This is a genomic window from Cyanobium sp. BA5m-21, assembly GCF_024346235.1.
GTDB lineage: Bacteria > Cyanobacteriota > Cyanobacteriia > PCC-6307 > Cyanobiaceae > Cyanobium_A > Cyanobium_A usitatum.
The window spans coordinates 1-12,926 of record NZ_JAGQCO010000028.1 but is presented as its reverse complement, the minus strand read 5'-3'; the positions used below and the strand labels follow the sequence as shown (position 1 = coordinate 12,926).

Annotated in this window: 16 protein-coding genes, 1 other RNA gene and 1 pseudogene; 13 read left to right on the top strand and 5 right to left on the bottom strand. The window is 63.6% G+C overall.

The genetic code is table 11. From position 1 onward, the window contains the following. Positions 1–17 precede the first annotated feature (17 nt). Together KBY72_RS09510 and ftsZ are read left to right on the top strand one after the other, a co-directional pair. Positions 18–836 carry a cell division protein FtsQ/DivIB gene (locus KBY72_RS09510; RefSeq protein WP_254960907.1) on the top strand — a complete coding sequence of 273 codons (819 nt, stop codon included), beginning with the start codon at positions 18–20 and terminating at the stop codon, positions 834–836. Positions 837–955: 119 nt separating this feature from the next. After that, positions 956–2,095 carry a cell division protein FtsZ gene (gene ftsZ / locus KBY72_RS09505; RefSeq protein WP_254960908.1) on the top strand — a complete coding sequence of 380 codons (1,140 nt, stop codon included), beginning with the start codon at positions 956–958 and terminating at the stop codon, positions 2,093–2,095. 18 nt (positions 2,096–2,113) lie between these two features. Here ftsZ and ffs read toward each other — a convergent pair. After that, an RNA gene (ffs, locus tag KBY72_RS09500) (signal recognition particle sRNA small type) lies at positions 2,114–2,210 on the bottom strand. Between the two features lie 45 nt (positions 2,211–2,255). Here ffs and panB point away from each other — a divergent pair. Further along, the gene (gene panB, locus KBY72_RS09495) at positions 2,256–3,095 is read left to right on the top strand and encodes a 3-methyl-2-oxobutanoate hydroxymethyltransferase (RefSeq protein WP_254960922.1); all 840 of its coding nucleotides are present in this window, start codon (positions 2,256–2,258) and stop codon (positions 3,093–3,095) included. On the opposite strand, the pseudogene hemW reads toward panB, so the two are convergent. Then, positions 3,046–4,248 (bottom strand): annotated as a pseudogene (hemW, locus tag KBY72_RS09490) (radical SAM family heme chaperone HemW); the annotation flags it as partial. The gene panB and the pseudogene hemW sit on opposite strands and share 50 nt — an antisense overlap. A gap of 153 nt (positions 4,249–4,401) precedes the next feature. On the opposite strand from hemW, the gene KBY72_RS09485 reads away from it, so the two are divergent. The 4 genes from KBY72_RS09485 (at position 4,402) to KBY72_RS09470 (ending at position 7,331) form a co-directional block, all read left to right on the top strand. After that, positions 4,402–5,556: a PIN/TRAM domain-containing protein gene (locus KBY72_RS09485; protein ID WP_254960909.1), complete on the top strand. Its 1,155-nt coding sequence runs from the start codon at positions 4,402–4,404 to the stop codon at positions 5,554–5,556. Between the two features lie 30 nt (positions 5,557–5,586). Continuing rightward, positions 5,587–6,273, top strand: coding sequence for an ATP-dependent Clp protease proteolytic subunit (locus KBY72_RS09480; protein WP_254960910.1), 687 nt, complete (start codon positions 5,587–5,589; stop codon positions 6,271–6,273). A gap of 64 nt (positions 6,274–6,337) precedes the next feature. Further along, positions 6,338–6,940: an ATP-dependent Clp protease proteolytic subunit gene (locus KBY72_RS09475; protein ID WP_106501400.1), complete on the top strand. Its 603-nt coding sequence runs from the start codon at positions 6,338–6,340 to the stop codon at positions 6,938–6,940. 4 nt (positions 6,941–6,944) lie between these two features. Beyond that, complete coding sequence (locus KBY72_RS09470; protein WP_254960911.1) at positions 6,945–7,331, top strand: YybH family protein; 387 nt, start codon at positions 6,945–6,947, stop codon at positions 7,329–7,331. Between the two features lie 49 nt (positions 7,332–7,380). Here KBY72_RS09470 and KBY72_RS09465 read toward each other — a convergent pair whose 3' ends face one another. Then, positions 7,381–7,896 carry an ester cyclase gene (locus KBY72_RS09465; protein ID WP_254960912.1) on the bottom strand — a complete coding sequence of 172 codons (516 nt, stop codon included), beginning with the start codon at positions 7,894–7,896 and terminating at the stop codon, positions 7,381–7,383. On the opposite strand from KBY72_RS09465, the gene ilvC reads away from it, so the two are divergent. The 4 genes from ilvC to KBY72_RS09445 all read left to right on the top strand — a co-directional run bounded on the left by ilvC (position 7,777) and on the right by KBY72_RS09445 (position 11,396). After that, positions 7,777–9,009 carry a ketol-acid reductoisomerase gene (gene ilvC, locus KBY72_RS09460; RefSeq protein WP_315859536.1) on the top strand — a complete coding sequence of 411 codons (1,233 nt, stop codon included), beginning with the start codon at positions 7,777–7,779 and terminating at the stop codon, positions 9,007–9,009. The genes KBY72_RS09465 and ilvC overlap by 120 nt on opposite strands. Before the next feature lie 161 nt (positions 9,010–9,170). Beyond that, entirely contained in the window at positions 9,171–10,103 is a 933-nt protein-coding gene (locus KBY72_RS09455) for a hypothetical protein (protein ID WP_254960914.1), read from the top strand. Between the two features lie 2 nt (positions 10,104–10,105). Beyond that, entirely contained in the window at positions 10,106–11,104 is a 999-nt protein-coding gene (cbiB, locus tag KBY72_RS09450; RefSeq protein ID WP_409995489.1) for an adenosylcobinamide-phosphate synthase CbiB, read from the top strand. A gap of 49 nt (positions 11,105–11,153) precedes the next feature. After that, positions 11,154–11,396 (top strand): hypothetical protein, encoded by a 243-nt coding sequence (locus KBY72_RS09445; protein ID WP_254935882.1) that lies wholly within the window; start codon positions 11,154–11,156, stop codon positions 11,394–11,396. Here KBY72_RS09445 and KBY72_RS09440 read toward each other — a convergent pair. Next, complete coding sequence (locus KBY72_RS09440; RefSeq protein ID WP_254960915.1) at positions 11,367–11,693, bottom strand: YciI family protein; 327 nt, start codon at positions 11,691–11,693, stop codon at positions 11,367–11,369. The genes KBY72_RS09445 and KBY72_RS09440 overlap by 30 nt on opposite strands. Before the next feature lie 3 nt (positions 11,694–11,696). Beyond that, a complete protein-coding gene (locus KBY72_RS09435; protein ID WP_254960916.1) occupies positions 11,697–11,843 on the bottom strand; it encodes a DUF2256 domain-containing protein in 147 nt (48 codons plus the stop codon). 122 nt (positions 11,844–11,965) lie between these two features. Between KBY72_RS09435 and KBY72_RS09430 the strand changes: the two genes are divergently transcribed. After that, positions 11,966–12,265, top strand: coding sequence for a hypothetical protein (locus KBY72_RS09430; protein WP_254993460.1), 300 nt, complete (start codon positions 11,966–11,968; stop codon positions 12,263–12,265). Positions 12,266–12,594: 329 nt separating this feature from the next. Further along, positions 12,595–12,750, top strand: a complete 156-nt coding sequence (locus tag KBY72_RS09425; protein WP_161956093.1) for a hypothetical protein — start codon at positions 12,595–12,597, stop codon at positions 12,748–12,750. The last annotated feature ends 176 nt before the right edge of the window (positions 12,751–12,926 follow it).

The window sequence follows — 12,926 nt, the reverse complement described above, 5'->3', positions numbered from 1 at the left end:
GAGTGGAGCCTGTTGCGGTGAGTGCCACCCCTCTCCAACCTGGATCGGAGCGGCGGCGCCAACTGCGCCAGCAGCGGCGCCGAGAGCGCCTGCGCAATCTTTGGCGTTTCCTTGTGCTGCTAGCCCTCGCCGGCGGCCTGGGCTACGGCCTGCTGCGTCAGGGCTGGGTACTAAGCGGCCCCGACCAGGTGGAGGTGGTGGGCAGCCAGCAAGTGGGAGCCGACCAGGTGGTGCAAGCCGTCCGCCTGACTTTTCCCCAACCCCTGCTGGGCCTGCACCCCAAACGCATCGCCGATGTGCTGGCCGGTGCCCTGCCGGTGGAACAGGTGCGGGTGAGTCGGCTGATGGCACCGCCGCGGCTGCGGGTTGAACTGGTCGACCGCCAGGCGGTAGCCAGGGCCCAGCGACGCACCGCCAAGGGAAGCGAGCAGGGCTATGTCGATCGACTCGGCCACTGGATGAGCATTGGCCAGGGCCAGGGGGCCGCAGCCAAAGCCAGTGCCGGCTTACTGGTGCTGGGTTGGCAGGCCCGCTACCGCCCGGCCCTCGCCCTGGTGCTCGAACAACGGGGGCGGCTTGGTGGCGATATCAGCCAGATCCGCTTTGAACCAGACAGCAGCCTGTGGCTGCAGAGCAAGCGGCTCGGCAAGGTGAGCCTCGGGCCGGCTGATGCCCAATTGGGGCGGCGCCTTGAAGTGCTCCGTCACCTGCAACAGGAACTGCCGACAAAGGTGAAGGGCCGCCAGCTGCAATCCATCGATCTCAGCGATCCAGAACAACCCGAGCTGGGCCTACCCGCCACCCGTAGACAGGCTGCGGCCAGCAGGGAGCCGTAAGGAATCCAGCAGAGACATGCCAGGAAACCCGCAAAGGTGAGACACTCTCCTGATCCAGGCAAGGAAACGCCGACATAATGCAGTCGCCGATTGTTCGCACCGCCACCCCTGATGCCGCTATGACCCAAAGCTCTTCCCAGTCAAACGGTGTCCAAGCCTCAAACGATCCGTCCTTTGGCGGCGTTTCAGGGGAGATTGTGCCGAGCCAGTCGGCACGCATCGAAGTGATCGGGGTCGGCGGTGGCGGCAGCAATGCGGTGAACCGGATGATTGCCTCCGACCTCCAGGGTGTGGGCTACCGGGTGCTGAACACCGACGCCCAGGCGCTGCTGCAGTCGGCATCGCAGAAGCGCATCCAGCTCGGACAAAAACTGACTCGCGGCCTAGGTGCCGGCGGTAATCCGGTAATCGGCCAAAAGGCTGCGGAAGAGTCCCGGGCCGAACTGCAGGAATCACTGCAGGGTGCCGACCTTGTTTTCATCGCCGCTGGCATGGGTGGCGGCACCGGCACCGGCGCAGCACCAATTCTTGCCGAGGTCGCCAAAGAAGTTGGCGCCCTCACCGTAGGCATCGTCACCAAGCCCTTCGGTTTTGAAGGTCGCAAGCGGCTGCGTCAGGCCGAAGAGGGCATTGCCCGGCTGGCCGAGAGCGTGGACACCTTGATCGTGATCCCCAACGATCGCCTGCGCGATGCCATTGCCGGCGCCCCCCTGCAAGAGGCCTTCCGCGCCGCCGATGACGTGTTGCGGATGGGCGTTAAGGGCATCAGCGACATCATCACCCGGCCTGGCTTGGTGAACGTCGACTTCGCCGATGTGCGCTCGGTGATGGCTGGCGCCGGCACCGCCCTGCTTGGCATCGGGGTGGGCTCCGGCCGCTCCCGCGCTCTTGAGGCTGCTCAGGCGGCGATGAGCAGCCCCCTGCTGGAATCGGCCCGCATCGACGGTGCCAAGGGTTGTGTGATCAATATCAGCGGCGGCAAAGACATGACCCTCGAGGACATGACCACCGCCTCTGAAGTGATCTACGAGGTTGTCGATCCTGACGCCAACATCATTGTGGGTGCCGTGGTGGATGAACGCCTCGAGGGCGAAATCCACGTGACCGTGATCGCCACCGGCTTCGAGAGCGGCGCCCCTTACCGCACCGAGCGCACCGTGGTCAGTTTTGCCGGAACTCCCCTGTTCAACAGCACCCAGGAGGAACGGGGCGCCAAAATCCCGCCATTCCTGCTCAACCGCCAGAGCCAGGAAAGCTAGTCAGCGGTTTTTGATTGGGGTGACCCGGATTCCACGCCTGCCCTGAGCATCCCGTGTGGCTGCTCCCTTCCGGTCCTGACCAGATTTGGGCGTCAGAGCCGCATGGGTCCGAGTCGATTAGATGTTAGCAATGGCATCACTCGCACCGAAGCCCGTGCCCCTGCGCCCCGCTGATCTGGCGAGCCGCAAGCAGGCGGGCCTGCCGATCACGATGCTTACGGCCTGGGATGCCCTCTCTGGCGCTCTGGTGGCCGAGGCGGGCGCTGATGCGGTGCTGGTGGGGGATTCCCTGGCGATGACCGTGCTGGGCCACGCCACCACGCTGCCGGTGACCCTCGAGGAGATGCTGCACCACACCCGGGCCACGGCCCGCGGCCTAGCCAGCAGCTGCGGCCCTGGGCAGATGCCCCTGCTTATTTGCGATCTGCCCTTCCTCAGCTATCAGTGCAACCCAGATGACGCAGTAGCTGCCGCCGGCCGGGTGCTCAAGGAGACCCCCGCCGCAGCTGTGAAACTTGAAGGCGCCGAGCCTGAGACCCTGACCTTGATCGACCGGTTGGTGCGCAGCGGCATACCGGTGATGGGCCACATCGGCCTGATCCCCCAGTCGGTGCATCGGCTGGGCTACCGCCGCCAGGGCAACGATGAGGTCAGCCGCGAGCGGCTGCGGCGCCAAGGCCTGGCCCTGCAGGCAGCGGGTTGCTTCGCCCTAGTGCTTGAACACGTGCCCGCCGATTTGGGCGCCTTGCTGCAAAAGGAATTGGAACTACCGGTGATAGGCATCGGCGCCGGCGAGGGCTGTGATGGCCAGGTTCGGGTCACGGCAGACCTGCTGGGGCTCACCAGCCGCCAGCCCCCCTTCAGCCCGCCGCTGTTGCAGGGTCGTGCCCTGGGGGTGGCAGCGCTGCAGGGCTGGATCGCCAGCCAGCGTCACCCTGCCCAGGCAACTGCTCCTGCTCCTGCCACCAAGCCAGTAGCTCCCGCAGCACCCCATTGCTAAGGGCCAGGCCAGCTGGATCGCTGAGTCGCCACCGGGGCCCCTCAATCCGCAGCAGCCCCTCACCGATCCAGGACTCCAAGTGGCTGTGCAAGGCGACAAGCGCCGCTGGCCCCAGCCCAGCCTGGGCCAGCAGCGCGGGCATGGACACCCCCTCGCGGCGGCGCAACCCCACCAGCAAGCGCTCATCTAGCGGCATTCCTGGGCAAGCCTCACCAGCGCTAGCGGGCGGCGAGCCCGGCTGGGCCAACCAGTCGGCGTAGGCCTCGCGGGTGCGCGGCCGGGCCAGGCGCTCACCCCAGGGCGCCGCGGTGGCTCCCATCCCAAAGCCCCACCAGCCGGCGCCGCTCCAGTAGACGCGGTTGTGGCGGGAGGCGTGGCCGGGGAGGGCGTAGTTGGAGATCTCGTAGTGGCCGTAGCCAGCGGCGCTGAGCTCGGCCCAGGTGAGCTCCATCAAGTCGGCGCCTAGGTCGGCATCGGGGAGCTGCAGCTGGCCGCGATCGTGGCGCTGGGCAAACACGGTGCCGGGCTCCAGGGTGAGGTCGTAGACGGAAAGGTGGGGCGGTGCCAGGGCAATGGCTTGCCGCAGTTGGCGGCGCCAGTGGCCTAGGTCCTGACCCGGCAGACCCTGGATCAGATCCAGGCTCCAGCTGCTGAGGGCCCCGCCGCCCAGGGCTTGGGCCAGCCAGCCGGCGGCCTCCAGCAGGTCCGCGCCGCGGTGGCGGCGACCCAGCCCGGCGAGCACGGCATCGTCAAAGCTCTGGCCGCCCAAGCTCACCCGGTTTACCCCGGCCTGCAGATAGCCAGCCAGGCGATCCTGGTCAAAACTGGCTGGATCAAGCTCCAGGCTGATCTCAGCTCCAGGAGCCAGGCCAAACCGGCAGCTCAGTGCCGCCAGCAGGGACTCCAGCTGGGGGGGCGTCAGCAGTGAGGGCGTACCGCCACCGAAATACACCGTGGCAAGCGGGGGGCCGGGGGGCGAGGCGGCAATCTCCTGCAGCAGCAGGCTGAGGTAGGCCGCAATCGAGGCCGACCCCGGCGCCGGCGCTTCGCCGCCGGCAAGGTCGCCCAGGGGCACCACCGGAAAGTCGCAATAAAAGCAACGCCGGTGACAAAAGGGGATGTGCAAATAGGCACTGCGCGGCGGCCAGAGCAGGGCGGCTGCCGGGCCTGGAGCTGGGGCTGGGACTGGAACTGGATGGGGAAATTGAGCAGTCACAACAACAGGTGCGGAAACCCCTTCAGGCCAAAGGCACCGAAATCAGGCATGCTGCACCCCAGATCAGTTGGGTAGCCACGCACGACGGGAATGGTGGACTCCCTCATCCTGATCCTGTTTGTGATCTCTGGCGCCGCCGCCGGCTGGCTGGGGGTAGACCTGCTGCCCGAGCAGCTGCTGCTGCAGGTGGACAAACCAGAAGAGCTGCGCACCGTGCTGGGCGGCTTCGGTGCCTTCTTTGGGGTGATCGCTGGAGTTTTCTTCCAGCAGCTGCGGCGCAAGCTGATGCAGCAGGTCCGCACCATGCCCACCGACTTGCTGATAAGCCGCGCCGTGGGACTGATCCTCGGCCTGCTGGTGGCCAACTTGCTGCTGGCGCCGATCCTGCTGCTGCCCCTGCCCTGGGAGGTGATCTTCATCAAACCGCTGGCGGCGGTGCTCAGCAACGTCTTCTTCGGCGTATCCGGCTACAACCTGGCCGAGGTGCATGGCCGCACCCTGCTGCGCCTGTTCAACCCCAGCAGCACAGAGGCGATGTTGGTGGCCGATGGGGTGCTGCAACCGGCCAGCGCGAAAATCCTTGACACCAGCGTGATCATTGATGGCCGCATCCGCGGCCTGCTCGCCTCAGGGCTGCTGGAGGGCCAGGTGATCGTGGCCCAGAGCGTGATCGATGAGCTGCAGGCCCTGGCAGACTCGGGCAACGCCGAGAAGCGCGGCCGGGGCCGCCGCGGCCTCAAGCTGCTGAGCGAGCTGCGCGAGCAGTACGGCCGGCGGCTGGTGGTCAACAGCACCCGCTACGAAGGCAACGGCGTCGACGACAAGCTGCTGCTGCTCACCGCTGACACCGGCGGCACCTTGCTCACCGCCGACTACAACCTGGCCAAGGTGGCTGAGGTGAAGGATCTCAAGGTGCTCAACCTCAGCGAGCTGGTAATCGCCCTGCGGCCCGAGGTGCAGCCTGGCGACGAGCTGCAGCTCAAGATCGCCCGCGATGGCAAGGAGGCCGATCAGGGCGTGGGCTACCTCGACGACGGCACCATGGTGGTGGTGGAAGGCGCCCGGGGCCGCATTGGCGAGCGGCTGCCGGTGGTGGTCACCGGAGCCCTGCAAAACCCCACTGGCCGGATCGTTTTCGCCCGGGGCGACGGAGCCCCAGCCGAGGCCAATGGGGAGGCCACCGCCAAGCGCAAACCACGGCAAGAGCGCAGCAAGGCCAATCCGCAGGCGGACGGCCCCCGCTAGGCTCCGCAAACCTGCTTCCATCAACCGCGGATGTCGGTTTCAGCCCCCTACTACGGCGATTCCGCGGCCATGCGCACGCCGCCGCCCGATCTGCCCAGCCTGCTGCTGAAGGAGCGCATCGTTTATCTGGGCTTGCCCCTGTTCAGCGACGACGAAGCCAAGCGCCAGATGGGCATTGACGTCACCGAGTTGATCATCGCTCAGCTGCTCTACCTGGAGTTTGACAATCCGGAGAAACCTATTTTCTTCTACATCAACTCCACCGGCACTAGCTGGTACACCGGCGACGCCGTTGGCTTTGAAACCGAAGCCTTCGCCATCGCCGACACGCTCCGCTACGTGAAGCCGCCGGTGCACACCATCTGCATCGGCCAAGCGATGGGCACCGCAGCCATGATCCTCAGCGCCGGCACCAAGGGCCATCGGGCCGCCCTACCCCACGCCTCGATCGTGCTGCACCAGCCCCGCAGCGGCGCCCGCGGCCAGGCCACCGACATCCAGATCCGGGCCCAGGAAGTGCTGCACAACAAGCGCACCCTGCTGGAGATGCTTTCTCTCAACACCGGCAAGTCGGTGGAGCAGCTGTCGCGCGATTCCGACCGCATGACTTACTTCACCGCTGAGGAAGCCAAGGAGTACGGACTGATCGATCGGGTACTCACGAGCCTGAAAGACCTTCCAACCGCTCCGCCGGCCACGGCAGCCGGCCTGGGCTGAGCCACCGTCAGGCAGCCAGCCCCCCCAGGCACCCCGCGTTCCACCGACCACCCCAACCAAACCCATGCCCATCGGCACCCCCAGCGTTCCCTACCGCCTCCCCGGCAGCCAGTACGAGCGCTGGGTTGACATCTACACGCGGCTGGGCGTGGAGCGAATTCTCTTCCTGGGTTCGGAGGTCACCGACGCAGTGGCCAACGCGCTGGTAGCCCAGATGCTCTATCTGGATTCGGAAGACAATTCCAAGCCGATCTACCTGTACATCAACTCGCCCGGCGGCTCGGTGACCGCGGGCCTGGCGATATACGACACCATGCAGTACGTCAAGAGCGACGTGGTGACGATCTGCGTGGGTCTGGCCGCCTCGATGGGCGCCTTCCTACTGGGCGCTGGCACCAAGGGCAAGCGGCTGGCCCTGCCCCACAGCCGGATCATGATTCACCAGCCCTTAGGCGGCACCAGCCAGCGCCAAGCCAGTGACATCGAGATTGAGGCGAAGGAGATCCTGCGCATCAAGGACATGCTCAACCACTCGATGGCCGACATGACTGGCCAACCCTTCGAGAAGATCGAGAAGGACACCGACCGCGATTACTTTCTCAGCGCCGCCGAAGCCAAGGAGTACGGCCTGATCGATCGGGTGATCGCCCACCCCAGCGAGGCTTGAGCCGATGGCCACCACCCTCCCCGAGGCTGCCGATCTGTTCTACGCAGCTGGCAACCAGCTGCTTGCAGGGGATTGCGCCCCATTTGCGGAGATCTGGTCTGAGGGCGATGACATCAGCCACCTCGGCCCCACCGGCAATCTCTGCATAGGCCAAAAGGCGGTGTTTGAACAATTCACCAAGGAGTCAGCAATGGGCTTCGAAGGCACCTTGGTGGCTGACGACCGTCGCTTTGTTGAAAGCTCTGATATGGGCTACCTGGTGTGCATGGAGCGCACCAGCGGCATGACCCAGGCCGGTGCGGAGGTTCGGACTGACATCCGCGCCACCACGGTCTTCCGCAAGGAGGCTGGCAACTGGCGTGTGGTGCACCATCACACCGATACCTTTTAATGCCCAAGCCTTCTAAGGCCCAGGCCTTCTAAAGACCAAATTCGTAAATTCAGCCCTTGCCGGTTGCGGCCAGCAGGCGTGAGGCGGTATCTAGCCCGATCGGCAGCCCGGATGGATCCAGCAACCCAAGCTGGACAAGTAGTCCGGCCTGATCCCAGTAGATGTGCTCGTAGGCCACCTTGCCTTCGCGCACGCCCACGATCACAACAAGGGCCATCTCCACGCGCCGGCCGGTGGGAGCCACCCCGGGCAGCAGATGGCCGATGGCTTTTGTGTGGGTGAAGCGAATCACCAGCTCATCCACCAGGCGCTCGCCATCCACGGTGCGTGAAATCTGGATGAACTCAACATCGGGGGGAAAGAACTGGCCGATCAGCTGGGTGGCGTAGAACTCACGCACCCCTTCGGCGCCCTGCCCCCCGGTGCCAGAGGCCAGATTGATCAGATGGGGGTTCGCCACCATCGTGGCCATGGTGGCGTCGAGATCGCCGTTGAGCTCGGCCTGCATGTGGGCCTCGAAGAGAGCGTTGGCCGTTGTCGAAGTGGTGGCTTGGTCGACAACCATGGCGCTTGGGGCAAGGTCCAAATGTTAGGGATGGCCTTGGGCCCTGTCAGTTGGAAGGGGCGCTCCGCAGGCGCCTGCGTAAGCTCAGCTTCTGCCCTGTCCAGAACCGACGCCTCGATGGCCAAGCTCTATTACGACACCGACGCCGACCTCTCCCTGCTTGCTGGCAAGACGGTGGCCATCATTGGCTACGGCAGCCAGGGCCATGCCCACGCGCTGAACCTCAAGGACAGCGGCGTCAACGTGGTCGTTGGGCTCTACGAAGGCAGCCGCTCGGCAGAAAAAGCCAAGGCCGATGGCCTGGAAGTACTAAGCGTGGCCGACGCCTGCGCCAAGGCCGACTGGATCATGGTGCTGCTGCCCGATGAATTCCAGAAGGCTGTTTACGACAAGGAAATTGCACCGCACCTCAGCGCCGGCAAGGTGCTGAGCTTCGCCCACGGCTTCAACATCCGCTTCGAGCTGATCAAGCCGCCCGCAGATGTGGACGTGGTGATGATTGCCCCCAAGGGCCCCGGCCACACCGTGCGCTGGGAATACCAGAACGGCATGGGCGTGCCGGCTCTATTCGCCATCGAGCAGGACGCCAGCGGCCACGCCCGTGAGCTGGCCATGGCCTACGCCAAGGGCATCGGCGGTACCAGAGCCGGCATCCTCGAAACCAACTTCAAAGAAGAGACCGAAACCGACCTCTTCGGTGAGCAGGCCGTGCTGTGCGGCGGCCTCTCCGAGCTGGTCAAGGCCGGCTTCGAAACCCTGGTAGAGGCTGGCTATCAGCCCGAGCTGGCCTACTTCGAGTGCCTGCACGAGGTGAAGCTGATCGTCGATCTGATGGTTAAGGGCGGCCTGACGGCCATGCGCGATTCGATCTCCAATACCGCCGAGTACGGCGACTACGTGAGCGGCCCGCGCCTGGTCACCGCCGACACCAAAGCGGAGATGAAGCGCATCCTCACCGACATCCAAGATGGCACCTTCGCCCGCAATTTCGTGGCCGAGTGTGACGCCGGCAAGCCGGAGATGACCAAAATCCGCGAGCGCGATGCGGCCCATCCGATTGAGCAGGTGGGCAAGGGCCTGCGCTCAATGTTCAGCTGGCTGAAAGCCTCCTGAAGCCGGCGGGGTGAGGGGCCGCTGCCATGGGTCTACGGCTGCATTTCCAGGCCCCAGTCCTGCTCTGGGGAAGTTCCAGAGCAGGTAACAGTCTCACCCAGGCTTCTGCCGCTTGGTTGGTCACCGGCCTAAGCAAATCCCCTCTGGTCATCAGCCTTCTGATGGCCTTGGCCACTCTGCCGGCCTTGCTGCCCTTGCAACGCCGGAGCGGTGGCTATGCAGCACAGCTGGTCGGGGTGGTGGGGCTGATTGGCATCACTGTTGGGGAATCCAGCCTTCAGATCCCAGACGCCTGGCTCGTGGCGCCAGCGCTTCTGGCCGTTCTGCTCTTTGCATTTGGCCGGGAGATCAGCCAGCTGCCGCTGCAACGCCAGTTGCTCGGGAAAACCGGGGCCACGGTCGAGCGGTTGCGGATTGGCAGTGAGATCGGTGCCATGGCAGGCAATCTGCTGGAGGCGTTTATCTTTCCAGCGCTAGCGCAATTCGCCAGCGCCCTCGTGCTGCTCTTGCCCCTCGGCCTCAGCAGTCTGCAGAGCGACCAGCCTCTCGACACCACAACAGAGGCAAACTCGAATCAAACTCCGGAGCTCGTGCCGTTCAGCCGGCGCTGTCTCCTACAAGGCGTTCTCTTCGGCAGCCTCTTTGCCGTGTTACCCCTCTGGCTAAGAGAAGTCTATGGCGCGAGTTACTTCGATTTCGGCCTGCTGCTGGCTTGCTACTGCTTGGGACGCAGCCTGAACAGTTTTATACCCATCAGAGGGAGTGTTCTGATCTACGCGGCGATGGCGGCACTTCTGGTGCTGGCTGAGGCACTCGGCGATTCAAGAGTGGTGGCGGTGTTCTTGCCTCTTGGTGCCCTCGCTGCCGCCAGCGATGCCGCGCTGGTGGCTTCAATGCAACCGTTGGCGGATGCAGCCCTGCGCTGGGAAATGTTGTTGCGCTCCGGGGGGGTCGGCGGGCTCATTGGCAGCCTTGGCATGGGGTTACTCAGCCAGATCTTTGGAATCAATGCTGTGATGCCACTTCAAGTGGGACTCTTTCTCGCCCTGGCCTGGCCCCTGGGACGCTGCGCTTCGAGGCAACCGTCCCCATGAACATGGCCATGGCCCCTCTGGTGCTGGTGGCCTTGGCCTGCGGTTTGGATCGCCTGGTGGGGGACCCTCGGGGCTGTATCCACCCGGTGGTAGTGATGGGCTGGCTGATCAGCAGACTGCGCGGCTGGGCGGAACGCTGGGCCGCAAACCAGCCAAGGCGGCTGCGGCTGGCGGGCGTTGCAATCACAGCCCTGCTGGTGGGCGGGAGCGGCCTGGCGGGCTGGGGCACGGAACGGCTGGCCTGGAGCGGCCCCCTTGGCGCGGTTCTATTGGTCGTAGCCCTAGCCAGCGCCCTGGCCGGCCGCAGCTTGGAGCAGGCGGTGGGCGCCGTGCTGGCCTCCGTTGCCGCCTGCGATCTGCCCCTGGCACGGCAGCGGCTCAGCTGGATAGTGGGCCGCGACACGGCCGATCTCGACGCCCCGGAAATTCTGCGGGCCCTGGCCGAAACGGCCAGCGAGAACGCCGTGGACGGTCTGTTTGCGCCACTGTTTTGGATGCTGCTGGGGGCTGGGCTGTGGAGCCTCAACCCCGCATGGCCCGGCCCCCTGGCCCTGGCCTGGGGCTTCAAAGCAGCGAGCACCCTCGATTCAATGCTGGGCTACCGCCGCGGGCGCCTGCGCTGGCTGGGCACGGCGGGAGCCCGCCTCGATGACCTACTGGTTTGGCTGCCCTGCCGGCTGGTGGCGGTGAGCCTGCCGCTGGCGGCTGGCCAGCCAGGCCGCAGCCTTGAGGTACTGGCAGCGGCCCGGCGCGATGGCGCCGCCGACCCCTCACCCAATGCGGGGCTATCCCAAGCCGCCTATGCCCACGTCGCCGGGGTGCAGCTGGGAGGCAGCAATAGCTATGGCGGCCAAATGCATCGCAAGCCCCTGCTTGCCGCTGGGCTGCCAGCGCCGGATCAGGCGGCGGTACTGCAAATGCTGCAACTGAATCGGCGGCTTGAGCTGATATGGCTCACCGCAGCCGCTGCAGTGGCGTTCATCACGAAAACTCTCAGCTGATTGCCCCTGCCCCAGCCCCTGCCGAAGCTGCACACAGATCACTGGGACCATGGCGATTCGCGAGCTGCTCGAAGATGCCCTCAAGGAGCCGAACATCGGCCTAACCCCTTGCTTTCGCTGGCACGCCACACCTGTAGGGATTGCAGCCCTGTGGCAGGCCGGGGCAGCGCCCACGGCTCCTCCCTACGAAGATGCCCTCAAGGAAGGTCTGCAGGTAGGGCTGGATCTGAGTCGCGAAGAGCGGGAGTTTCACCAGCTCAATTCAGGTTTGGTGTTGCTGTTTCACAGCTAGGCCTGCTGGGGGAAACACCAGCGCCCATTGATGCAGCGTCCAACTGACGCAGCCCTGGACGATCAGCGGATCTGTTCGAACAAGGGCCTCGGCTTCTTCCCAACTGGCTGCCGTAAAGAGCAACATGCCGCCAGCCCCATCGCCACTGCGGCCGACCCGATCGGCCCAATAACCACTGCGGGGCTCATGGCCCTTGCGTTCTAGTTCTGCCAGCCAGGCCAGATGGGCTGGAATCACGGCGTCGAATTGGGGCTTAGAAACCAGACCCAGCTCCAACTTAACAAAGGTGGGGCGCATCTTTTAAACCTCTTTGGCGGTGCGTTGCCGGCGGCACCTTTCTGAGCAGTAGCGCACCTCTTCCCAAACCTCCCTCCACTTGCGCCGCCACTGAAAGGGCCGCTCACAAACGGGGCAGATTTTGGTGGGACGGTTCTCGTGGTGGGGCATCTCCAGGGGCTCGACCCAGATCAGGGATGGGAAATTTAGGCAACCGAAACCAAATCCAGATCAGGGAAACGACAAAAAGCGACCAAACCGTAGTAGGATTGTGAAGAATTCATAAGACGGTCATGTTGTTAAGTATTTTTGGTTTCTTATTTGCGGCCCTTTCATTTGTTCAAGTCCCCCAATGGGACAACGACTGGACCAAATGCTCGGTGGCAGTTCCAGACACAGCTTGCCATTGGTATGTGGTCAACCCTGACAACACATTTGGCAAAGGATTCAGCTGGATCACCGCTCCTGAATACGACGTAACCGCGTTAAGGGACATCGGCATCCAACACGAGGTAACCATTGCCCAGGGCTTCCAAACGACTGTAGAACTTATGAATGCATCGACCGAAGTCAAGTACGGCGACAACTACTAAAGTCAAGTTTCAGACCAGAACTTAAAATAGGAACCCTATAATTTCATCGAGCGAGGCATCACGCCAAGGGGCTATATCTTGCAAAAGGTAAAAACCCGCCCTCCTACCCCGGCCTGTTAACGTTAAGAAACAGCAGAAAAAGATATTAGGCGCAGGATCTTGAGCATTCAAACCTCCCAAACGCACTGCAGCGCAGCAGAATCCAGCCCACTACTTAATTTCTTAAGGCCATGGGATGTGCTGAAATCCCATTTTGACGGCTTATGGGGTTATGGTTTGCAGACATTAATTCAGTCGTCCTTGCACTAGGGTGGCCTCAACACCCTGCCATGGACTCTTCAATTCTGTTTGCCTTAAACTGGAATTCGCTCGGCGAGCTAGCAACCGAAGACCTTGAGTATGTGCTCAACTCAATGGCCCATGCCATGGATTCAGGCAAAGAAGAGTTTTGTTCGCTTTACAGCAAAGTGAATGTCCGTGCTTGACTCGCAAAATCAATTCCGATTAGCTTTTGGCCCCCTGTACAAGCGGGTGGGAAACATGCAAGGTCTAAAATTACAAGGATATTACTTTTGACGCCTTAAGCAATTCGCAAGGTTCTCCTTGGCGATTGCCAGTGCCTCCTTACAGGTCTCTTTATCGTCCTTATCAATATCGCCCT